At 37.5% G+C, this 20,469-nt stretch carries 23 protein-coding genes and 1 riboswitch; of the genes, 13 read left to right on the forward strand and 10 right to left on the reverse strand.

From position 1 onward, the window contains the following. Nucleotides 1-72: 72 nt before the first annotated feature. From M028_RS0119795 to thiS, 3 genes are read right to left on the reverse strand one after another with little or no spacing between them, the layout of a single operon-like run. Nucleotides 73-1,092: a thiazole biosynthesis adenylyltransferase ThiF gene (locus tag M028_RS0119795; protein WP_026575424.1), complete on the reverse strand. Its 1,020-nt coding sequence runs from the start codon at nucleotides 1,090-1,092 to the stop codon at nucleotides 73-75. After that, entirely contained in the window at nucleotides 1,089-1,856 is a 768-nt protein-coding gene (locus M028_RS0119800) for a thiazole synthase (RefSeq protein WP_026575425.1), read from the reverse strand. Before M028_RS0119800 ends, M028_RS0119795 begins: the two co-directional genes overlap by 4 nt. Nucleotide 1,857: 1 nt before the next feature. Further along, a complete protein-coding gene (gene thiS / locus M028_RS0119805; RefSeq protein ID WP_026575426.1) occupies nucleotides 1,858-2,061 on the reverse strand; it encodes a sulfur carrier protein ThiS in 204 nt (67 codons plus the stop codon). 141 nt (nucleotides 2,062-2,202) lie between these two features. Between thiS and M028_RS0119810 the strand changes: the two genes are divergently transcribed. Beyond that, a complete protein-coding gene (locus M028_RS0119810; RefSeq protein WP_026575427.1) occupies nucleotides 2,203-2,952 on the forward strand; it encodes an MBL fold metallo-hydrolase in 750 nt (249 codons plus the stop codon). Between the two features lie 39 nt (nucleotides 2,953-2,991). Here the strand turns inward: M028_RS0119810 and thiO are convergent, their stop codons facing one another. Together thiO and M028_RS0119820 are read right to left on the reverse strand one after the other, a co-directional pair. Then, a complete protein-coding gene (gene thiO, locus M028_RS0119815) occupies nucleotides 2,992-4,116 on the reverse strand; it encodes a glycine oxidase ThiO (protein WP_026575428.1) in 1,125 nt (374 codons plus the stop codon). Further along, nucleotides 4,100-4,813 (reverse strand): thiamine phosphate synthase, encoded by a 714-nt coding sequence (locus M028_RS0119820; protein WP_231510843.1) that lies wholly within the window; start codon nucleotides 4,811-4,813, stop codon nucleotides 4,100-4,102. The genes thiO and M028_RS0119820 overlap by 17 nt, the downstream gene beginning before the upstream one ends. A gap of 16 nt (nucleotides 4,814-4,829) precedes the next feature. Continuing rightward, a riboswitch (TPP riboswitch) is annotated at nucleotides 4,830-4,938 on the reverse strand. A 234-nt stretch (nucleotides 4,939-5,172) separates the two neighbouring features. Here M028_RS0119820 and M028_RS0119825 point away from each other — a divergent pair. The 4 genes from M028_RS0119825 to M028_RS0119840 all read left to right on the forward strand — a co-directional run bounded on the left by M028_RS0119825 (nucleotide 5,173) and on the right by M028_RS0119840 (nucleotide 8,363). Then, on the forward strand, nucleotides 5,173-5,658 hold the full coding sequence (locus M028_RS0119825) for a GNAT family N-acetyltransferase (protein WP_026575430.1): 486 nt from the start codon (nucleotides 5,173-5,175) through the stop codon (nucleotides 5,656-5,658). 158 nt (nucleotides 5,659-5,816) lie between these two features. Continuing rightward, a complete protein-coding gene (locus M028_RS0119830; RefSeq protein WP_026575431.1) occupies nucleotides 5,817-6,986 on the forward strand; it encodes a hypothetical protein in 1,170 nt (389 codons plus the stop codon). 74 nt (nucleotides 6,987-7,060) lie between these two features. Beyond that, nucleotides 7,061-7,291 carry a DUF2187 family protein gene (locus tag M028_RS0119835; protein ID WP_026575432.1) on the forward strand — a complete coding sequence of 77 codons (231 nt, stop codon included), beginning with the start codon at nucleotides 7,061-7,063 and terminating at the stop codon, nucleotides 7,289-7,291. Between the two features lie 271 nt (nucleotides 7,292-7,562). Continuing rightward, the gene (locus tag M028_RS0119840) at nucleotides 7,563-8,363 is read left to right on the forward strand and encodes a rhamnogalacturonan acetylesterase (RefSeq protein ID WP_026575433.1); all 801 of its coding nucleotides are present in this window, start codon (nucleotides 7,563-7,565) and stop codon (nucleotides 8,361-8,363) included. A gap of 154 nt (nucleotides 8,364-8,517) precedes the next feature. Here M028_RS0119840 and M028_RS0119845 read toward each other — a convergent pair whose 3' ends face one another. The 4 genes from M028_RS0119845 to M028_RS0119860 all read right to left on the reverse strand — a co-directional run bounded on the left by M028_RS0119845 (nucleotide 8,518) and on the right by M028_RS0119860 (nucleotide 12,654). Next, nucleotides 8,518-8,709 (reverse strand): hypothetical protein, encoded by a 192-nt coding sequence (locus M028_RS0119845; protein WP_026575434.1) that lies wholly within the window; start codon nucleotides 8,707-8,709, stop codon nucleotides 8,518-8,520. Nucleotides 8,710-8,977: 268 nt separating this feature from the next. After that, nucleotides 8,978-9,724 (reverse strand): LysM peptidoglycan-binding and 3D domain-containing protein, encoded by a 747-nt coding sequence (locus M028_RS0119850; RefSeq protein ID WP_026575435.1) that lies wholly within the window; start codon nucleotides 9,722-9,724, stop codon nucleotides 8,978-8,980. 330 nt (nucleotides 9,725-10,054) lie between these two features. After that, complete coding sequence (locus M028_RS0119855; protein WP_026575436.1) at nucleotides 10,055-11,479, reverse strand: Na+/H+ antiporter NhaC family protein; 1,425 nt, start codon at nucleotides 11,477-11,479, stop codon at nucleotides 10,055-10,057. 206 nt (nucleotides 11,480-11,685) lie between these two features. Then, a complete protein-coding gene (locus tag M028_RS0119860) occupies nucleotides 11,686-12,654 on the reverse strand; it encodes an NAD(P)-dependent alcohol dehydrogenase (RefSeq protein WP_026575437.1) in 969 nt (322 codons plus the stop codon). Between the two features lie 318 nt (nucleotides 12,655-12,972). Here M028_RS0119860 and glnA point away from each other — a divergent pair, with 318 nt between their 5' ends. From glnA to M028_RS0119880, 4 genes are all read left to right on the forward strand, one after another. After that, nucleotides 12,973-14,337 (forward strand): type I glutamate--ammonia ligase, encoded by a 1,365-nt coding sequence (gene glnA, locus M028_RS0119865; protein WP_026575438.1) that lies wholly within the window; start codon nucleotides 12,973-12,975, stop codon nucleotides 14,335-14,337. 144 nt (nucleotides 14,338-14,481) lie between these two features. Then, a complete protein-coding gene (locus M028_RS32205) occupies nucleotides 14,482-14,592 on the forward strand; it encodes a YjcZ family sporulation protein (protein ID WP_081810792.1) in 111 nt (36 codons plus the stop codon). A 31-nt stretch (nucleotides 14,593-14,623) separates the two neighbouring features. Next, entirely contained in the window at nucleotides 14,624-14,755 is a 132-nt protein-coding gene (locus M028_RS32210) for a YjcZ family sporulation protein (protein WP_081810793.1), read from the forward strand. 251 nt (nucleotides 14,756-15,006) lie between these two features. Further along, on the forward strand, nucleotides 15,007-15,471 hold the full coding sequence (locus tag M028_RS0119880; RefSeq protein WP_026575439.1) for a hypothetical protein: 465 nt from the start codon (nucleotides 15,007-15,009) through the stop codon (nucleotides 15,469-15,471). Between the two features lie 167 nt (nucleotides 15,472-15,638). On the opposite strand, the gene spo0A is transcribed toward M028_RS0119880, so the two are convergent. Beyond that, nucleotides 15,639-16,406: a sporulation transcription factor Spo0A gene (gene spo0A, locus M028_RS0119885; RefSeq protein ID WP_026575440.1), complete on the reverse strand. Its 768-nt coding sequence runs from the start codon at nucleotides 16,404-16,406 to the stop codon at nucleotides 15,639-15,641. Nucleotides 16,407-16,741: 335 nt separating this feature from the next. Between spo0A and M028_RS0119890 the strand changes: the two genes are divergently transcribed. The 4 genes from M028_RS0119890 to M028_RS30485 all read left to right on the forward strand — a co-directional run bounded on the left by M028_RS0119890 (nucleotide 16,742) and on the right by M028_RS30485 (nucleotide 20,356). Continuing rightward, on the forward strand, nucleotides 16,742-17,482 hold the full coding sequence (locus M028_RS0119890) for an HAD family hydrolase (protein ID WP_026575441.1): 741 nt from the start codon (nucleotides 16,742-16,744) through the stop codon (nucleotides 17,480-17,482). Nucleotides 17,483-17,701: 219 nt separating this feature from the next. Continuing rightward, nucleotides 17,702-18,397 (forward strand): Na-translocating system protein MpsC family protein, encoded by a 696-nt coding sequence (locus M028_RS0119895; RefSeq protein ID WP_026575442.1) that lies wholly within the window; start codon nucleotides 17,702-17,704, stop codon nucleotides 18,395-18,397. Nucleotides 18,398-18,502: 105 nt separating this feature from the next. Continuing rightward, nucleotides 18,503-18,703 carry a PAS domain S-box protein gene (locus tag M028_RS0119900; protein ID WP_026575443.1) on the forward strand — a complete coding sequence of 67 codons (201 nt, stop codon included), beginning with the start codon at nucleotides 18,503-18,505 and terminating at the stop codon, nucleotides 18,701-18,703. Continuing rightward, nucleotides 18,704-20,356, forward strand: a complete 1,653-nt coding sequence (locus tag M028_RS30485) for a PAS domain S-box protein (protein ID WP_051591111.1) — start codon at nucleotides 18,704-18,706, stop codon at nucleotides 20,354-20,356. It begins immediately after the preceding gene. Nucleotides 20,357-20,469: the final 113 nt, after the last annotated feature.

Below are 20,469 nucleotides of genomic sequence, written 5' to 3' on the forward strand. Positions count from 1 at the left end.
CGAGACTTTAAAAAAAACTGCTAAAGGACAGAATCTACTAGATTAACAAATAACTGTCCTTCAGCGGTTAAATTAACCTAAATATCTATGATAAAAAACCTTAGCTTCCGCAACATCCTTCGTCCCATGCACAATCACTCTACCATCTTTAAAAACAACCATTCTAAAAGAATCTACACTATAAGACAATAGATAAGGATTCCGCTGTACCATTCCTCCTTGATTCACCAATACCTTCTCCAAAGCCTCCAAATCACGCACAACAGGAGAGGAGGGGCGAATCTGTACCGAATCCCTTCCACAAAGTACCGCTGTCTTCGTTTGATTTTCAAATGACAAAAACGGATAAGAGCGCCCAACACCGCACGAAGGACAATCAGCATTCTTCAATGGATCTACAGAAATAGCACTATATTGGTTTTTCCAAACATCAAACGATACGAGTTTGTTGCGCAATGAATCCAAATCGCCGACCAATATTTTTAAAGCTTCACTGATTTGATAAGAAACCACCATGTTCACAGCTGGACTAATAATGCCAGCTGTATCACAGGTCATTCCTCCTAAAGGAACCGTTTCTAGTAAACAAGAAAGACAAGGCGTCCGTTCAGGAACAATCGTATAAGAAATGCCGTAACTTCCCACGCAGGCACCATAAATCCAAGGAACCCCATACTTCTGCGAGACGTCATTTAAAATCATTCGTGTTTCAAAATTATCGGTGGCATCGATGATCAGATCCACTTTCCGAGCCCATTCCTCGATCTCTATAACAGAGGCATCCGCAACTAGGGCTTCTACAGATACAAAAGAATTAATCGCGTTCAAGCGATTTTTAGCCGCAATCGCTTTTGGTGTACGGCTTTTCGCATCTTCTTCGGTATATAACTGTTGCCGCTGCAAATTGGACCACTCGACATAATCGCGATCAACAATCGTTAATTTCCCGATTCCGGAGCGAACTAGAGCCTCGGCGCTCCCCGAACCGAGCGCACCGGCACCGATAACTAATATATGTTTAGAAGAAATTTGCTGCTGACCGTCTTTTCCAATCGGCGCAAAAAGCTCCTGGCGTGAGTACCGATCGTTCACCCGATGCTCATTCCTTCCTTAGGGCTGCTGGCCGTCGCATATCGCTTTTTCTCAATACGTCCGGCCTCATACCCTAAGCGCCCAGCCTCAATCGCTAGATTCATAGCCTTTGCCATTTTCACAGGATCCTTAGCTGCAGATACAGCGGTATTTAATAGCACACCATCCGCCCCAAGTTCCATTGCCAAAGCCGCATCAGCAGGAGAGCCAATTCCGGCATCGACAATGACCGGGACCACTGCTTGTTCGATTATAAAACTAAGGTTTACCGGGTTGATAATTCCCTGACCGGATCCGATTGGTGAAGCTCCCGGCATAATCGCATGGCATCCAAGTTCTTGAAGTTTTCTTGCTAACACAACATCATCGGAGGTATATGGGAGAACGATAAATCCTTCCTTCACCAATTCCTCGGTCGCACGTAATGTTTCAACAGGGTCAGGGAGCAAGGTTTGATCGCAGCCAATCACCTCGACTTTAATCATGTCGCACAAGCCGGATGCTTTCGCTAGTTTCGCAATTCGGACCGCCTCTTCGGCCGTTTTTGCCCCTGCTGTATTAGGGAGGAGTGTATATTTAGAAGGATCAAGCTGCTCTAAAAAATTCGGCTGGCCGGCTTCAAATATATTCATTCTTCTAACAGCAAAGGTAAGAATTTCTGCTTCGGAAACTTCAACTGCTTCCTTCTGGATTTCAAAGCTTGGATATTTTCCCGTTCCAAGTAATAAACGAGATTGAAAAGATAATGGACCAATTTTTAACATATCAACCGCCTCCTACAAAATGAACAATTTCAATTTTATCTTTATCTGATATTCTAGTACTCTGGTGTTCCATTTTGGTTAAAATCTTACCATTGAGTTCCACGACTACCACTTTATTGTGAACCTCATAGTGATTAAGGACATCCGAAACAAACACAATATCATCGGGGAGTACAACTCTTTCGCCATTTAACAAAAGCTTCATGTAAAGCCTCCTTTGTCTTGATAAATATCTTGACAGAAAAATTTTTATATGTTATGATAAAATATTTGTGTATTGATAAAACTTTTTTAAAGATGTAATATTGGATTCGCAGTGATGATTAATTTTCTCTGGAGGGATCCAATGTTTAAGAAAAATGGTATTCACATGTTAGAAATCTCCATCAACTCTACTGGTGAGGTAAATGTCATCCACCCAGCCATCATTTGGGATGAAGAGGACCTACTTTTAATTGACACAGGTTATCCCGGCAACTTGAATGATTTGCGTGTTGGGATTGAAAAAGCAGGCGTTTTATTTGAACGACTGACGAAAATCCTCATCACTCATCAAGATATCGATCATATCGGCAGTTTACCAACCATCCTGGAAGAATCCCCGGAAAAAATAGATGTTTATGCGAGTGAGTTAGAAAAGCCGTTTATTCAAGGTGAAAAAATGATTCTAAGGATTACCCCTGAATCCATTACGAAAGCCTTGGAATCGCTTCCGCCTGAAGTTCCAGAAGACTTTCGCCGCGCTTTTAAGTCTCGATTAGAAAATCCACCAAAGGCAAAAGTAGACCATGTAATTGAAGGTGGTCAGGAATTACCTTACTGTAGTGGAGTGATTGCCATCGACACGGCTGGACATACCCCGGGTCATTTGAGTTTTTACCATCGAGCAAGCAAAACCTTAATTGCCGGTGATGCATTAATTGTTGAAAAAGGACAATTATATCCGGCTGATCCGAAATACGCCTTAGATAATGAAATGGCAATAAAATCACTTGATAATCTTTTAGGCTATGACATTGAAAAAGTTATTTGTTATCATGGCGGACTATTTGCTGGCAATTTTCGTGAAAGATTGCTAGAAATTTTAAAAGGGTAATGTATCTTTGAGGTCGGAACGCAATATTCCGTTCCGACCTCAAATTACCGTTTCATTGTGCCGTTCCAACTGAAACGCGGAAAGAAGAGAATCCTGATTACCAACTAGTAAGTCAGCAACAAGTTTTCCTGTAATCGGACTTAACAGGATTCCATTCCGAAAATGCCCGGTCGCGACAAATAAACCCTTCCATTCCGGATGCTCGCCTATATAAGGAAGTCCATCACCTGTTTGTGGCCGGATTCCACACCAAACCCGCTCCCATGCTGCACCCTTAATTTTAGGAACAAGATGGGTTGCTCTTTCAATTAATGTTGCAATTCCTTGAGGAGTGACCTTGTCATCAAAAGTATCTTCTACCATTGTTGCGCCAATATAAATCTCCCCATTTTGTTTTGGGACGAGATAACAGCGTTTATCGGAAAAAATCGTCCGATTAATGAATGGTACATCCGTTTTAATAGAAAAACATTCACCTTTAACAGGGAACACAGGAAGGTCCAAGCCGGATTCCTGCATGAATCTGCCAGCCCAAGCACCGGTTGCCACGATCACTTGTTCACTATGTACGAGACCATTTGAAGTTTTAACCCCTTTGACCTGCCCGTTTTCAAAAAGAAAAGAGAGGACCTCGGTATTTTCATGAATTTCTGCTCCATAGTGGATGGCTGCTTTTGCAAAACCCTGAGTTAATTTTTCCGGCTTTACATGACCGTCATTTGGGAGATACATCCCACCGGCAACACTTGGTGAAATAGCTGGTTCCATTTCGCTTATTTCCAATGAGTCGAGCCATTGGATTTTGGAATCCCAATTTTGTTGGAAAATAACCTGATTTTTCAACTCGGTTGCAATTTCATCCGTTTCGGCGACTTTTAACATTCCTTTTTGGACGAACTCAATATCGACCCCTGTAAGCTCGAATAACTCGTTCGAAAGCTCTGGAAACATGGACTGACTTTTAATTGCCAGCTGGAAGAGGGGACCTTCTTGTTCGATTTCCGCTTGGGCTGCGAGCATCCCCGCGGCCGCACTCGAAGCCTGGCAAGCCAATTGTTCTTTTTCTAAAATAATGACTTTTTTACCCAACTTGGAAAGCTGATAGGCGATGGAAGCACCGTTAATTCCTCCGCCGATGATGGCAACATCATATGAATGACACAATTGATTCATCTCCATTTTTTAGTTCATTTGCGTATGACTTTACCGCTGCTACTGGATCCTTTGCATCTAACACTCCCGATATGACAGCAATACCGGTTGCACCTGCCTGAAGAACTTGATAAGTATTTTCAGGTGTGATGCCGCCAATTGCAATAACCGGGATGTTTAATTGAGATACCTTTTTTAATTCCTCAAGACCTTTAGGGCATCTTCCAGGTTTTGAATGAGAAGGGAAGACGTGGCCGAACAACACGTAATCAGCACGATCTATCACCTTTAGTCCATCCTCATAAGAGTGGATGGAGCTTCCTACCCGAAGTTGTGGGAAATTTTTTTTAACGATGTCTGCCTCTAAACTGTGATAAGCTAATTGAACGCCTGAGGCATTTGTAACAATGGCAACATCGACACGATCATTAAGAATAATTTTGGTTAAAGGGATGTTTTTCTTTGTTAAAAATTCCACAGCATCAAAAAGTTCTCTGGCTGTTTTTATTTTTTCTCGCAGGTGAATCGCTGTTATGTATGGATGGATATCTGTAGCAATTTCAGCAAATTGCTCAATAGACATTTGACCATTTGAAATAAGATGGAATTCCTTTGAAATATTAGTCACCCCTTTAGAAGATTCTGTTAAAAAGAAAAAAACCACTTCCAATTTGTAAGGAAGTGGTTTTTGAAAATTTGAAATAAACAATCTTTTGGTTACTCAAATATCCTATTTTCCACTTCCCTACGCTGGTATTAACCAGATCAGGTTCATAGAGTCCCGAAGTAGCACTTCAATCTCAGCCCTTTAAAAAGGCACCTCTAGCGGAATAGCTTTAATTATTCATTTGTAATGTTTTCCTGCTGTTATTATATTAACACGCTGGTCGGATATGTCAAATCATTTTGTCAACTTTTAAAAATGTTTTCTTTTACTAGATTTTAATATTTATCATTTCTAATGTCCTAATTTTGTATAAATACTTTTCAATTTTTCGACATTCTTAAGAAAATATTATCTTCCATGTGTTAAACTAAAATAGATTGATGATGGAGGGAAGATTAGGCATGTTGAATATTCGAAACGTAAAAGAGCAGGACCTATCAGATATTGTAATCATTGAACAGCTTTGTTTTCCTCAAGAAGAGGCGGCGACAAAGGAAGCTTTTGAAATGAGGATTGAAGTTATCCCTGATAGTTTTTTTGTTGCGGAAGAAAATGGGGTAATCATCGGTTTTGTAAATGGACCGGTTATTAAAACTCCCTTCATTACGGATGACTTATTTAAGGATTTAAAGGAAAACCCAGAAACGGGGGGACATCAAAGTATCCTTGGGATAGCGGTAACCCCACATTTTCAAACACGTGGTGTGGCAGCGTCACTCCTTTCTCATATTGAAAAAGCCGCAAAGGAAAAAAATCGCGAAACCATTACCCTTACCTGTAAAGAAGAACTAATCGGCTTCTATCAAAATCATGGATACCGAAACCTAGGAACCTCGGACTCCCAGCATGCCGGAGTTACGTGGTATAACATGGTTAAATCATTATAATCCCGTGGAACATTATGTGAAACAAGAAAATTCGGGTTGTGCCTGGCACCACCCGAATTTTCTTTATTTGTTTAAGGAAAAAAATAACTTTTAGAGGGTTTACTTTCCGTTTGTCGAACTATTTAGATAATAATTAATCGACAATTGAGGTGGGGAAGTTGAACGATATCCAATATGCATTTTTCAATGAGTATGGTGATTATAGTTTTGATTTTGACAACAGTGACGTCTCAACCCACTTTATCATTACGGCTATTCTAGTAAAAGATTCCGATAAAGAAGGGTTAGAAGGAGAAATTGAAAGGATATGGCAAAAATATATTCAAAATGAAGACAAACATTTTAGTTATATTAAAAATCAACCAGAACGTATGTTGCAAATTTTGAATGAAATGAAGGAATTACCTTTTAAAATATATGCATATGTAATCGACAAGCAGAAAATAAGAGAAAACAGTGGAGTCACCTATAAACATACATTTATCAAATATTTAACACGCAAGGTCCTCGAAGATTTATCGAATACATTTGAAAAGCTTGATATTATTTCGGACGACCAGGAACCGAAAGAGTTTATGAATGCGTTTATCAACTATGTAAAACAAGAATGTATACCTGATCTCTTTAATTATTCAAGCTTCGGATTCAATAACACGAAATCAGATATTCTTATCCAATTGGCGGAATATACTGCACGAACACTGGCAATAGGGTATGAGAAAAATCTTTCAAAATATTATCAAACATTTTATAAAATCATCAAACCTCAAATTGTCCGAATCAATTTATGGCCCCATGACTATCGGAATTTTCTCTATGACTACAAGGTAGATTCTGCTGACATTAAGAATGACGAGGTAATCATCAAACAGGCAGTCAATTTAACTTATCAATACATTGATAAGTATCGAAAAAGTGACGATGAGGATGAAAAACTACGCATTGATTTTTTAAAGTTTTTACTGTTTAATCTAAAAGAAAATCCAGATGAATATGTTTACACACAGGAAATATTAAATAATCTCAATGCTATACGCAATATCGAGTTGAACCCGCATAATTTTCGCTCCAACATCGTCTCGAAGCTGCGTGATCACGGGTTATTAATCGCGAGCAGCAATAAAGGCTACAAACTGCCTGTTTGTTTGACTGATTTATATGACTTTGTGAACCTTTCAAGTCTAACCATTTTCCCGATGATTCAAAGAATTGCCAAATGCCGAGATCAAATTCTAAAGGCTACTAACCAAGAAATCGACATACTCGAGCAAAAAGAATATGAATATTTGAAACGGGTCATTGAAATGGAAATTTTGAAGATAAAGTAATTTTTTATAAAGACTAAATGTTGTGTCCATATCTTGGTAATACTAAAAATGAAACCAAAGTGGAGGTACAAAATATGGCAGAAGAAAAATCAACAAATGAGAACGGGAAGGAAAAAGACAGCATTGCAAATGTACAGTTAGATGAATTGGTTGAGATTAAAACCGGAGAATACAAAGGGAAAAAGGCAAAAGTTATACAAGTTCGCGATAACTCAGTTATTGTGGAACTGGGAATGAAGACCAAGGCAGGAGAGCCAGTATTAACTGTGGTTAATCATAAAAATTACAAAAAGCTTAATAAATAATTCCTTCTTTAGTGTGATAAGCCCATCCTGGTTTGTTTCAGAAGATTGTCATGAAGCCGGATAGAAGCCGATGGAACAGTCAAAAATGGGGAGAATACCTGCGTTTTTTAACAAGCGTAAAAAGTAAATAAATCAGAAATAATTTTAGGTATCAGGCGACCAAATGGTGGCTGATACCTTTTTTTAATTAAAAATGAACAAAATGTTTTGGAAATTCACCATGGTGGTAAAATTATAAATTACAATGAGTAGGTAAAGGGAGGGGAAAGCTTTGGATAATAAACGAAAAAAGGATTCTATGGTAGTTAGCACACTACTTATAGTGGTTATAATGACATTATTCATTACATCAAATGTGTTTGGAAAATTATCAAAAGTCTCAAATCAGCAGGATAAGGAAATCACCGTGTATCTAGCAGGAGACTCTACAGTTTCCAACTATCCTGACAATATGGCACCGCGGACGGGTTGGGGACAGGTGCTACCGTCTTTTTTTGACGATAGGGTTCGAATTAAGAACAGAGCAGTACCTGGCAGAAGTTCAAAAAGTTTTATCATAGAAGGCAGATTAGCTGGAATCTTAAAACAAATTCATAAGGGGGATTACCTTTTCATTCAATTCGGCCACAATGACGAAAAATTCAAGGATCCGACCCGTTATACGAAACCTTCTACTACATATAAAAGCTATTTAAAGCAATATATTAGAGGTGCTCGTCAAAAGGGCGCAAACCCAGTGCTGATCACTCCTGTGGAAAGAAGACGTTTTTCCTCAGATGGCGGTGCTTTGAATACGCACGGGAGGTATCCTTCGGCGATGAGAGCGTTGGGACACGAAGAGCATGTTCCGGTCATTGATTTAACGGCGAAAAGTAGGAAGCTTTTTCAACAGCTCGGACCAGAAAAAACTAAAGATCTTTTTATGTGGATAGACCCAGGAACGAACCCTAATTTTCCGAGAGGTGTACAGGACAATACTCATTTTCAGGATAAAGGTGCGAAGGAGATCGCTAAACTCGTGGTCGAGGGGATACGGGAGGAAAAAGTAGGGTTAAGAAATCATCTAAAGTAAAGAGAATTTTTTTTGCCAGGAGATCCTATTATCAGCGAATCATAGAAAGGTAAATCATTTGGACAAAAATGGGAACAGCTCTTAAATCGAGAGCTGTTCTTTTTTCATACCAATGTTTCAATAAGAAGGTGATTTCACCTTCTACATGGCAGGATTATGTGCGCTGAATTTGTGAGGTAGCAAAGGTTTTAATCAATTTTTGTAAATTCCGATGGCCTTCTCTCAATCTAATTGTTTCATCAATAATTAGTTGAAATCCTTCCAATTCTTTGTCAGATGCATTTAATAGGGATTTTGGTAAACCTTCTGCGAGTTGTTGTAGGGTGTAATCTTTTGTCACGGACATCGACCATCCTTTCAACTTTTTCAATAGACATCATTTTTGTCTTTTCTATTATTTTGGGAAAGGTCACCGTTTTTCCTGCTAATACCTTAAAAAACTTATCTACATATCTCAGCAGATTTCTTTTTGAAAGGCGATGATCTTGCATCTGACGACAGCTAATAACTAAAAAACCTTGGAATTTGTAGAAAAATATTACTAAGTTAGCTTTGCTAACAGGGGCACATAGGTAGGGCTTCCCCAAAATAAAATGGAGAAGCCCTTTGCGTTACTAGTTTAATATAGTTACTTTTAGTTGTTTTACGCCAAAATCAATAGCATCTGCTTCTGAAGGAATAAAGACATCAATCCGATTTCCTTTAATGGCACTTCCCGTATCGGCAGCTGTCGCTTCACCGAACCCCTCAACATAAACCTTACTACCCAAAGGGATAACATTTGGATCCACTGCGATGACTTTTGCATTCGGGTTTGCTTTAATGTTAACTCCAGTTTTTGTGATTCCAGAACATCCTTCACATGAAGCCGTATAAGCCGTGGCCTTCACGGTAATTTGCTTAGCAGCCTGTTTCTTAGGATGTGATGTTGCTTTATCTTTTGAATCCACTTGATCTTGTTTCGTCACTTCAGATGCTTCTTGCTTTTTTGATTTGGTTTCAGAAACATCCTCAAAGATGATTAAATCTAATCCAGGGTGGATAAGGTCCGAAATTAAATGATTCCATTCTTTAATTTGTGAAACACTTACATGATGCCTTTTGGCAATATCCAATAAGGTTTCATCTTGTTTTACGATATAATGTTTTTCAGGTGCGATCTCTAATCTTTCACCTGGAAAAATAAGATCTGAAGTTAGATGATTCAACATTCGGATGTTTTCTACTTTGGTATGATTTACACTTGCTAGATTTGAAAGTGTATCTCCTTCTTGTACAGTAATCGTTGCAGCATGTACATTAGCACTCACAGTACCTGAGAGTACAACAGCTGCCATAAATGTTTTAATTTTGTTTAGCATTTTTTTACCCTCCGTGTTCTTTGTCCGCTAAGTTTTCATAAGCTTAACATGAATTTTGCTGATAAAAAGAACAGGAGGATGTTAAAACCATTACAAGCATGGCAAGTATATTGCGATAGTATTTCTAAATTGGCAGAATAATCTGAAATATAGTGTTTTTAAGGAATATTATCTAGAAAAAGCCCAATAGGATGTGCTTTAAATGCAACTTGTCATTATTACAGTAATGTTACAAGAATTTTGTCATATTTTTGTGAGATACTAACATTTTCCAACATAACCAACATTTTAAGCTAGCTAATTCCTTAAAATTTGCTCACAAAAAACGGTTCAAGAAACAAAGAACCCGCCAATCGTATATAAAACAATTGAAATCATTCCGCCAATCGCCGCAACTTTTAATTTAAAGCGGGCATAGTCAACAAGGGATAGATCTAAAATCGTAGCGGTTGTAATGGTGGTATCACCTAATGGTGAAGTTAAAGCGCCAAAAGCTCCACTTGCAAAAACAGCACCTACGGTTAATGGGATAGAAGCCCCGGTTGAAACCGCTAATGACATCCCTAGAGGCATAAATAATCCCCATGTTCCCCAAGAAGAACCAATAAAGTAACCGACAATCGAACCCAGCACAAAGATCGTAACCGGGGTTAAAAAGGCGGGAAGGAATGAGCCTAAAGTGGAACTAATAAATTTTGAAAAACCAAGATCTTCCGCCAATAAGGTTAATGACCAGATGAGGACAAGCAATGTGATGGCCTCCATCATTTGGTTTCCCCCATCAAAAAAATGGTACAAGATTTCGTCCAATTTCTGTCGTCTCACTATGTAAAAAACAAAGGATAACACAAGGGTGATGAAAACGGCTAATAGCATTACAAAGGTCGCATCGGCCATCGAAAAAGCTTCAAAAATTGAATGAGCTCCTTTAGCTCTGCCATTTTGCCACAATAGAAATAATGATAATCCGAGAAGTAAAAAGACGGGGAAAATCAAATTCCATGGTTGAGCTTTTACCATCGATAATTCTCTTTTAATTCCACTCCGGTGCAGGTCATTCTCTTCCTCGTCTAACGGTTCTTGTTTTAGGGTGAGAAGAGATGTTTTGGTCGCTCTAGTCCAGAAGGTTAGGACAAGCCCGATGACTAACATTACAATCGCAAAAAAATTAAACAAAATACTTAGTAAGAAGACATGATAAGCGGATATCCCTAAATGGAGCTTACCTATATTGCCTTCCACTAATGACACCATGAAGCCAACAAATGCCGTAGCAACCGGTAAAAGGACAATCACTGACTCTGTTGAAATATCCATCGTTAGTCCGACCTTTTGCTTTGGTAAATTCATTTTTTTAATCAGGGATTTAACAATCGGACCAATCATCATAATCCGAAACATCGGCATCATAAACGTGAAAAGGAGGGTAAACCAAATCAGTCCCAGTAGTCCGCGCTCTGTTTGAATTTTATTCCCAACCCACTCTGAAAAGCCTTTAATGCCTCCAGAAATGTTCATCATGCCAACCAATCCGCCAAATAAATATAGAAATCCAATGATTTTAATATTATTTCCAGCGGATAAGGTTGTCACAATATAAGATACCGTTTGATAGACTCCAGCTAATAAATCAGCTTTAAAAATCAATGACCCCACTAGCAAACCGAGAATAAGACCTGGCAGGATGTTTTTTAGCCAAATGGACATGGAAATGACGATAATAAATGGTAACAAAGAAAGCCAGGTATGATTCAAAGTATCTCCCTCCAATCTGATCCCTATATATGAAGAACTAATTCCCTTATTATGACCATTCAATAGAAGAAAAATGAGGAACCGGAGAATTAGGGGGTCGAAAAGGGGGAAGGTATCAAAGCTTTGATAGTGCTTAGGTTAAAAACACAAAAACACTACAAATGAATTTGCAGTGTGAATTTTTTATAAATGAAACTACCTTTAATTTATACAGTAAGGACAATTTTTCCTTGAGCATGCCCTTCTGCAAAATACCTGAAAGCCTTATGAACTTCATTGAATTTATAGCACCGATCAAGAACAGGTTTAACTTGGCCAGTTTCAAGAAGTTCTTTTAAATAAATCAAATCTTGTTGATTAGCCCTCTGTAAGAAGGTACTCATTTTCTTTTTACCAAGCATGGAAATCCAAGGTCCTAGTACCATGGCTTGAAACATTTGAGCACCTGAACCACCTACATGTACAAAAATACCATTTGGAGTTAAGACTCGCTTATACGCAGTTATTGGATGAGATCCGTTCACACCCAAAATTAGGTCATAAAGATGATTGCTTTTGGTGAAATCCTCCTTTTTATAATCAATTACATGGTCCGCCCCAAGCGAACGTAAAATTTCTAAATTTTTCGTACTGCACACACCCGTGACCTCAGCCCCATATGCTTTGGCGATCTGTACCGCGAAAGTTCCGACACCACCGGAGGCCCCATTTATCAATACCTTTTGTCCTGTCTGTAATTTACCTTTATTCCTTATAGCCTGAAGAGCTGTTACACCGGCCATTGGGACCGCAGCAGCTTCTTCAAAGGATAAATTGGTTGGTTTTAATGCAATTGCCTGTTCGGGGATCGCTGCATATTCTGCAAAGCCACCCCAGCCACAACCGGATAAGTCTCCGAATACATCATCACCAGGCTGAAACTGCTTAACGTTTTTTCCAACTGCTTCAACCCTTCCTGCTATGTCACCTCCAGGTATGGGATATTTTGGTTTTAATAGACCAAAGGCAAAGCGGGCTAAGAAAGGTTCGCCTGTTAAAAGAACCAAGTTTCCAAAATTAACGGATGTTGCATGAATTTTTACCAGTACCTCATTCTCCTTAGGAATTTGTTTATCCACTTCCGTTACTTTAAGGACATCAGGCGGACCGTATTGGTCATAAACGATTGCCTTCATTGGAAACCCCCTATTTTTTGAATAATGATGATTACACAACAGTTACGGAAAAAGAGTCCTTAAATAAGATATTACGAGTATGAGGAAATTAAGACTACAATGATTTAGATACATGTAATTGTATATTTATTAAAATATTAATTAAAAACAAAGGTTGAAAATCCTTAATTAATCACTATAAATGAAAACGCTTTCTAAAAAAATATCATAAATATTCAAAAGATATTCAAAAATAGATTGTCAAAGAATGATTTTTTCACTATAATCAAAAATATTAAATGTGAGGAAATATAACGTGAGAATGAGGGGAAATGTGACATGACTGAAACGCTTATTTCAAAAACAACTACTGCGGGTACAACTCTTGAACAAATAAAAGAAACCATTTTAAAAAAATCTGTTGAACTTTTACACTTACAATTTGTCGATATCGAAGGGATTTTAAAGCATGTAACCGTAACAACAGAACAACTCGAGGATGTAGTTGAAGGAAAAATGATGTTTGATGGATCTTCGATTAAAGGTTTTTCACCGATTAATAAATCCGACCTTTATCTTCAGCCAGATCTAAATACATTTGCAGTTCTACCTTGGACAGTTGAAGAGGGGTATTCAGAAGCTCGTTTCTTATGCTCGGTAAAGAATCCAGATGGAACGCCATATGAGGGAGATACAAGAAATGTTTTGCAGAAAACTGTTGATCGTGCAGCTGAAAAAGGGTACACGATTTCAGTAGGACCGGAATTAGAATTTTTCCTTTTTAAAACAGATGAAAACGGGTATGCTACCCAAGAACTTGGGGATAAAGCAGGCTATTTTGAGCCATCTCCACACGATCTTGGCGAGCGCGTTCGTTTAGAAATCTACCGTGCCTTAAAAGCGATGGGTTTTACGATTGAGGCTTCTCACCATGAAGTGGCGGAAGGGCAGCATGAGATCAATTTTAAATATGCGGATATTTTAACGGCTGCAGACCTTTCCACTACATACAAATGGGTAGTAAAAACAGTGGCGAAGAAATTTGGTCTACACGCTACCTTTATGCCGAAACCAGTTTTTGGAATAAACGGTTCTGGAATGCATGTCAATATGTCTCTATTTGATGAAAATGGGAATGCCTTCTATGATGAGACGGATGAGTTACAATTATCAGAAAAAGCGTACCAATTTATTGCAGGTATTTTAGAAAACGTGAAAAGTTTTACTGCCGTGACGAACCCGCTTGTGAACTCCTACAAGCGTTTGGTTCCGGGTTATGAAGCACCTTGTTATATCGCCTGGTCTACTTCTAACCGTTCAGCTCTGATTCGAATCCCGGCTAAAAGAGGTCTGGCCACACGGGTAGAATTACGTTGTCCAGATCCATCTTCCAACCCCTACCTAACATTTGCGGTGATTGCTTCTGCAGGGTTAGACGGGGTAGAGAAGGAATTAGAAGTACCTGCTCCAATTAATGAAGATATTTTCCATATGGATGAAGAAACTAGAGCGTTCAAGGGAATTGACAGCCTTCCTGGCAGCTTGGCAGAAGCGGTCAGTGCATTAGAAGCTGGCGAAATTGCCGCTAATACCCTAGGCGAACATGTCTACAACGAATATGTCTCTATGAAAAAAACCGAATGGGATAGCTATCGCACCGCCGTCCACACATGGGAAATCGAAAACTATCATACTAAATTTTAATGATCGAAAAAGCGGGGATATCCCCGTTTTTTTTATTTAAATAATGAGAAGTCTTGCCTGAGGGAATCGCCAAACTAAACAAGCCCTGCCGAAATCAGGACGTTTGCATAGTATATATGGAGTTAAAGAAGGGAGGTCTTAGGAATGGATGGTGCAGGAGCTGGTGGAGGTTTCGCATTGATCGTTGTATTGTTTATCCTTCTTATTATTATTGGAGCGTCGTTTATCGGCGGAGGATACGGCGGTTTTTATTAAAAAATAAAAATTTAAGAAAGGTGGAATAAATATGTATGGTTACGGTGGATTTGGGGGCTGCGGCGGTTATGGATATGGTGGTTTTGGAGCAGGCGGCGGCTTTGCTTTAATCGTTGTATTGTTTATTCTTTTAATCATAATTGGAGCAGTTTGCTTTTATTAATTAAACGCCTATAGGAATTCAAATTAGAAAAAGGCCTGTATTGGCCTTTTTTTCTTGAATTAAATTATGTCATATGCTTTTGGGTGATTCTATCCAACCTTTATCGATTAAGATTATTATTCATTTGTTTATTTTACATATTTTAGGAGGTTAAGGAGATTGTAATAACAAATAGTAATATCAAAAATGGCTGGCTTGAAAAACCACCCTCAGCACAAAATCGAAAAGAAATTGCAAGGGGTTAGAAGAATGTGACGAATCCGAAAGAAGCGGTATTTTGGAGTATTGCCTTCCCAGGCTTTGGGCAGTTAAATAATGGAAAATATCTAAAAGGAATCCTATTTATTACTTTAGAAATTATCGTTAATGTTAAGGCTCATTTTAACGAAATCATTCGATTAAGTTTTCATGGTGAGATTGAAAATGCAATTGCACAAGCTAATTACCAGTGGTTGATGTTTTACCCCTGCCTGTACTTGTTTGCAATGTGGGATTCCTTTAAAGATGCAGGGGGAGGAACGAAAGAACATTCGTTTTTTCCATTTGTAATGACAGCATATTTTGTAACGGTAGGGTGTATTTATTCATCAAACTTTAAATTATTTGGGACATTACTAGGGCCCGTTTGGTTACCCATACTATGTGTAATTCCTGGCTTAATCGTGGGGACAGCAATAAGGGGTATATTGCAAAAAAGGGTTAGGCAGGAAAGTTAGGCCTTTCTCTTTTTGGTGAAACATTCTAAATGGACGAAGGAGGTATTATTTTAAAATAATTATAGATAATAAAAATAGTTGTTCAAACTTTATGGTTCGCTGGTTTTTGTTTTATGAAAACATGGAATATTAGCTAGGCAAAAAAGTTTGAACAACACTAATATCCCCTAGGAAGCTTTTTGCAATCTTAAATGATCAGCAATCAGAGCAATAAATTCACCATTTGTCGGTTTTCCTCTTAACGGATTTACCATATTACCGAATACAGAATCTAATTGTTCAATACTACCTCGATTCCATCCAACCTCAATCGAATGTCTAATCGCTCTTTCAACACGGCTTGAGGTCGTGTGAAATTTTTTAGCTATACTTGGATAAATAATCTTCGTAACCCCTGAGAGAGATTCCAGATTACTGTAAACCATTTTAATCGCTTCTCTCAAAAACATGTACCCTTTAAGGTTGGCTGGTATACCTAATTTATGTAAAACTTCGGAAATCCTAATTTCTATACTTCTTTCCTTGCGAACGTTGGTCAACTTGTCAACCTTTGGCGCTTGAAATAAATCCTTTTTTGAACAAATGGTTCTTATTGTATCCGATAAATGAGATAATTCGAAAGGTTTTAATAGAAAATAAGAAGCCCCCAATTCATTCGCTCTTTTTATAATGTCATCTCTTCCAAAGGCGGTTAACATTAAAACTTTTGTTTCAATGTTTCCTTCATAGATTTGCTCCAACAGAGAAAATCCATCTGAATGCGGCATAATTAAATCTAAAATGACAAGATTTGGTTGTTCGCTTTTTATTAACTTCATTCCATCCAACCCGTTATGAGCGATTCCAATGACCTCTATGTCATTCAAGGTCGATATATAACTTTCAAGTACCTCAGTTAAATATACATTATCATCTATAATTCCAATTTTTATCATAATATACCAATATCCTCCTTAAACTGTCTCAATACTCCATATTCTTCGATAAATGAATGCGAGATACAAGCAAAATATTCCGACACGTTTTTTTAATATTCAATAAATTGTATTGATTTTTGTCTGGTTATGTCGAATTGAATATTTATTTGTAAAAATAAATAGCCTTATGCACTAAAGTTGCTCTTGACAATTTAATAGTTTGGTCTAATCCAAAATAAGTAGATTCCTACTACACAAGTACTATTCTGAAAAAGGGAAATGCTGTTCAATCATGAAACCTTAGCACACCCATATAATTACTCTAACCACTATTAAAGGGAGGAAGTGTTCGTATGAAACAACAAACTTTAATAATGGATTTAGACGACACATTAATTCACTGCCACAAATACTTTCAAGCAGCAAGAAACAGTTTTTCGAATTTGTTGAAGGGATGGTTTGATGTTCCAACACATGAAGAAATCATACAGAAACAATTAGAAATCGATTTGAAATGTGTGGAAATGCAGGGGTTGCATTCATCTGTTTTTCCTGAATCGCTTGTAAGAACCTACTGGTATTTTTGCAGAAAATACAAAAGAAAAATTAGAAATAAGGATGAAGATCGTGTTCGGAAGATTGGCCAAAATGTGTTTCAACAGAAGGCGCAGCCATTTCCTTATATGTATGAGGTCCTTGACCAGCTTCTAAAAGACGGCCACCAACTGTTTTTATTTACGGGAGGAGACGTAACCAATCAAAGCAGAAAAATTACTCAATTAGATTTGGAACCCTATTTTTCAAGCGGTATCTTTATTTTTGAACAGAAAAACACGGAGACGCTACTGAAGGTGTTAAACAAAATTAAATCTGATAAGAGAACCACTTGGATGATTGGGAATTCGCTGAAAACTGATATAATGCCAGCGATTGAGCTGGGTATTAATGCCATTCATATTCCGGCAAAGTTTGAATGGAGTTATAATATTGTCGATATCGATATTACCCCAAATGGGACATTTGCTGAATTAGAATCGTTGCTTCAATTACCTGATTATCTCAGGGAATATTGCTTCTTTAATGCGGTTATTTAACGATCATTACGGATTAATCCAAAATAACAAAAACGGCTAATTAGAGAATTAGCCGTTTTTTCAGTCCATAGGAAGAAATGAGCTAGGAGTTTGTCTTGAATAATTTTTTTAAATGAGTATATAGTAATTAAGTAGTATTGAAATTCAAGATTTGGAAATATAAAATAAAAATTAGGATAAAAGAAATAAAGCTTTTATCTTTATAAAGGATGAGCAGGTTTGGAAAACAAACAGATACAAATGGAGTTGGCAAGTTATATTGGAAGAACTTTACGTGAAAATTTCGGAAAAGGACCTGAATCGGTATTTGTTTCCTACAATCAGTCGATCTTGACGGTTTATTTACGAAACTTCCTTACTCCATCTGAAAATGTTTTGTTAACACAAGATCAGGAAGCGATTGTTCAAAAGACAAGAGATATGTTAATGCAAACACTCATTCCTGAATTTAAGGCCTATATTAAAATTTTAACCGGGATGGAAATAAAGGAATTTTATTATGATTGGGGACTTCACAATAAAAGTGGTGTCTTCATTGGCATAAATACTTCTTCAACAGAACCTGGTGAAAACATTATTGATTTATTTGTAGGAAAAGAGCAGCTTCACGAAGAAATTATAAGAATCAGTATTCAGGCTCAAAGAGAGCCGGAGGAAGTGGAATCGTTCCTTTTAAACCAAAGAACATTGGTGATCATACGAAAAGGGATCCTTGTATCCATCGAAAGGGAATTAATTCGATTAGGGAGTTCAGAAACTTTAAGACTGGCCAAACGAAATCTTGAAAAAAGATTATTACATAATAGCAATCATTTTGAAACGATTCTCAAAACAAAAGTAAATGATATTTTTGTGGATTGGGATTTTAATCTAGATAAGAGCGCCATCGTGCTCATCTTATCACCAACAGCATAAAGGCGGAAGTGAGTTAGACAAAAGAGCTAAACACAAGCCAAGATGGGGATTTTACTCATCTTGGCTTTTTTATTTAAAAACAGGGAAAGGAACTGGTAGAGAGAGATGAACAGTCCCATGGAAGCAATCAAAAGCGAAAAGAGGCAATTATTAATAAACCATGTAACCGAAAGAATGACCAGTAACCAAACCTTGTTTAAAGAGAATGAGGATGCAATTGTCATTTTCGATTTAGAAGGCAATATTGTCCAAGTAAATCCTGCCTTTGAAAAACTATCATTCTATACAGCGGAAGAATCGATCTAATTGAAGCTGCAAAAGCTGTTTCCGATTGAAAGTTTGGATATGGTTTTTCACTATTTTCATAAAGCTTCATTCGGTCAGGTCCAAAACTTTGATTGTATAATGATAACGAAACAAGAGAAATTGATTGATTTAAATATAACCAATATACCTATATCTGCCGATGATAAAGTGGTTGGAGTATGTGCATCCGTGAAAGATATTACCCAAGTAAAAAAGAAAAAATCTGAGGTTAGAAGAATAGAAGCATTTCACCGTGTCTTGACTGAGCATGTTCTAGATATCATCCTAACTACAAATATAATGGGAAAAATTCATTATGTATCCCCTTCCTGTGAAAAAATACTTGGGTATGAGGCGGATGAAATCATTGGTCAACATTTCTCGGTATTGTTACACCCTGAAGACAAGGAAAAGGCTTTTAATGAACGTGAAAAAGTACTTACATTGCTTGAAGATAGCAGAGACTCATATCGGTATGTCAAAAAAGACGGTAGTTTTGTTTGGATTGAATCGATTTGTAATCCCATCGTGGACCATGATACAAAAAATATCATTGAAATCGTCAGTGTGATCCGGGATATAACGGAGAGAAAGCAGGCCGAAGAAGAATTATGGAGCAGGAAAAGAGCCTTTCGAGATTTAGTAGAGCATTCTCCAGATGCGGTGATTATTGCTAAGGAGGAGAAAATCCTTTTTATAAATGAAACCGGTATTGGTTTATTAGGACCTGAACGCAAGGAGAACTTCATTTCGAGATCCATCTTAGACTTCATCCATCCAGGGGACCATCAGGAAGCGAAAAATAGAATCAAAAGTATTGTGGACGGGAATAGAACTGAATTTAAACCCTATCAAATCGTCCGTTTTGATGGAAGTACCTTTGATGGTGAAGTAAAAGGCATTCCTACCTTTTTTCAAAATCAGTCAGCTCAGCATATTATTATTCGGGATGTTACTGAAAAGAAAAAGACACAGGAACTCTTACGTAATTCGGAAAAATTAACGATTGCAGGACAGTTAGCTGCTGGAATCGCTCATGAGGTTCGAAATCCTCTTACTGCCATTAAAGGATTTCTCCAGCTAATGGAGGCGCAGGTTAAGAATAAGTCCTACTTTGAAATTATTCAATCCGAGATGGAAAGAATTGAACTAATCCTCAGCGAATTATTGGTACTTGCCAAACCACAAGATTTGAAATTTGAAAATGAAAATATCCAGACATTAATCAATGATGTCAAAACATTAATAGACACGCACGCCATCATGAATAATATTTTGATCGAAATCGTGAATGAATGTAAGGATCTAACTATTAATTGTGATAAAAACCAGCTGAAACAAGTTTTTATTAATTTTTTAAAAAATGCGATTGAAGCAATGCCTGATGGCGGAAGTATAACAATTGAAATCAAACAATATAGTGAGAAAAAGGTGAAAATCTTTTTTAAAGATACCGGGAAGGGGATCCCGCATCATATTCTAAAACGGATTGGAGAGCCATTTTTTACAACAAAAGAGAATGGTACAGGACTCGGTATTATGATTTCGAAGCAAATTATCGAAAATCATAATGGAAGCGTTTATATTTGGAGCGATGATATGGGAACCATTATTGAAGTCATTATCCCGGTTAATCATGGTTTGACAATATAATGAGTTAGAGATATATAGGTCCTCGCTATTCTATTTGGATGAATGAGAATATTTTAGAGTTTTTTTCCATCTAAGAAAGGTGATATAATTCGATTAAATGATATTGAGGAGTG

The organism is Bacillus sp. UNC438CL73TsuS30, from assembly GCF_000482325.1.
GTDB lineage: Bacteria > Bacillota > Bacilli > Bacillales > Cytobacillaceae > Neobacillus.

What these genes read in the sequence shown, in the direction of transcription:
- M028_RS0119850 (WP_026575435.1), bottom strand. Translation starts at nt 9,724, where the DNA reads ATGCTAAACAAAATTAAAACATTTATGGCAGCTGTTGTACTCTCAGGT.
- M028_RS0119835 (WP_026575432.1), top strand. Translation starts at nt 7,061, where the DNA reads ATGGCAGAAGAAAAATCAACAAATGAGAACGGGAAGGAAAAAGACAGC.
- thiS (WP_026575426.1), bottom strand. Translation starts at nt 2,061, where the DNA reads ATGAAGCTTTTGTTAAATGGCGAAAGAGTTGTACTCCCCGATGATATT.
- M028_RS0119825 (WP_026575430.1), top strand. Translation starts at nt 5,173, where the DNA reads ATGTTGAATATTCGAAACGTAAAAGAGCAGGACCTATCAGATATTGTA.
- M028_RS32210 (WP_081810793.1), top strand. Translation starts at nt 14,624, where the DNA reads ATGTATGGTTACGGTGGATTTGGGGGCTGCGGCGGTTATGGATATGGT.
- M028_RS0119900 (WP_026575443.1), top strand. Translation starts at nt 18,503, where the DNA reads ATGAACAGTCCCATGGAAGCAATCAAAAGCGAAAAGAGGCAATTATTA.
- M028_RS0119800 (WP_026575425.1), bottom strand. Translation starts at nt 1,856, where the DNA reads ATGTTAAAAATTGGTCCATTATCTTTTCAATCTCGTTTATTACTTGGA.
- glnA (WP_026575438.1), top strand. Translation starts at nt 12,973, where the DNA reads ATGACTGAAACGCTTATTTCAAAAACAACTACTGCGGGTACAACTCTT.
- M028_RS0119860 (WP_026575437.1), bottom strand. Translation starts at nt 12,654, where the DNA reads ATGAAGGCAATCGTTTATGACCAATACGGTCCGCCTGATGTCCTTAAA.
- M028_RS0119890 (WP_026575441.1), top strand. Translation starts at nt 16,742, where the DNA reads ATGAAACAACAAACTTTAATAATGGATTTAGACGACACATTAATTCAC.
- spo0A (WP_026575440.1), bottom strand. Translation starts at nt 16,406, where the DNA reads ATGATAAAAATTGGAATTATAGATGATAATGTATATTTAACTGAGGTA.
- M028_RS32205 (WP_081810792.1), top strand. Translation starts at nt 14,482, where the DNA reads ATGGATGGTGCAGGAGCTGGTGGAGGTTTCGCATTGATCGTTGTATTG.
- M028_RS0119845 (WP_026575434.1), bottom strand. Translation starts at nt 8,709, where the DNA reads ATGTCCGTGACAAAAGATTACACCCTACAACAACTCGCAGAAGGTTTA.
- M028_RS0119810 (WP_026575427.1), top strand. Translation starts at nt 2,203, where the DNA reads ATGTTTAAGAAAAATGGTATTCACATGTTAGAAATCTCCATCAACTCT.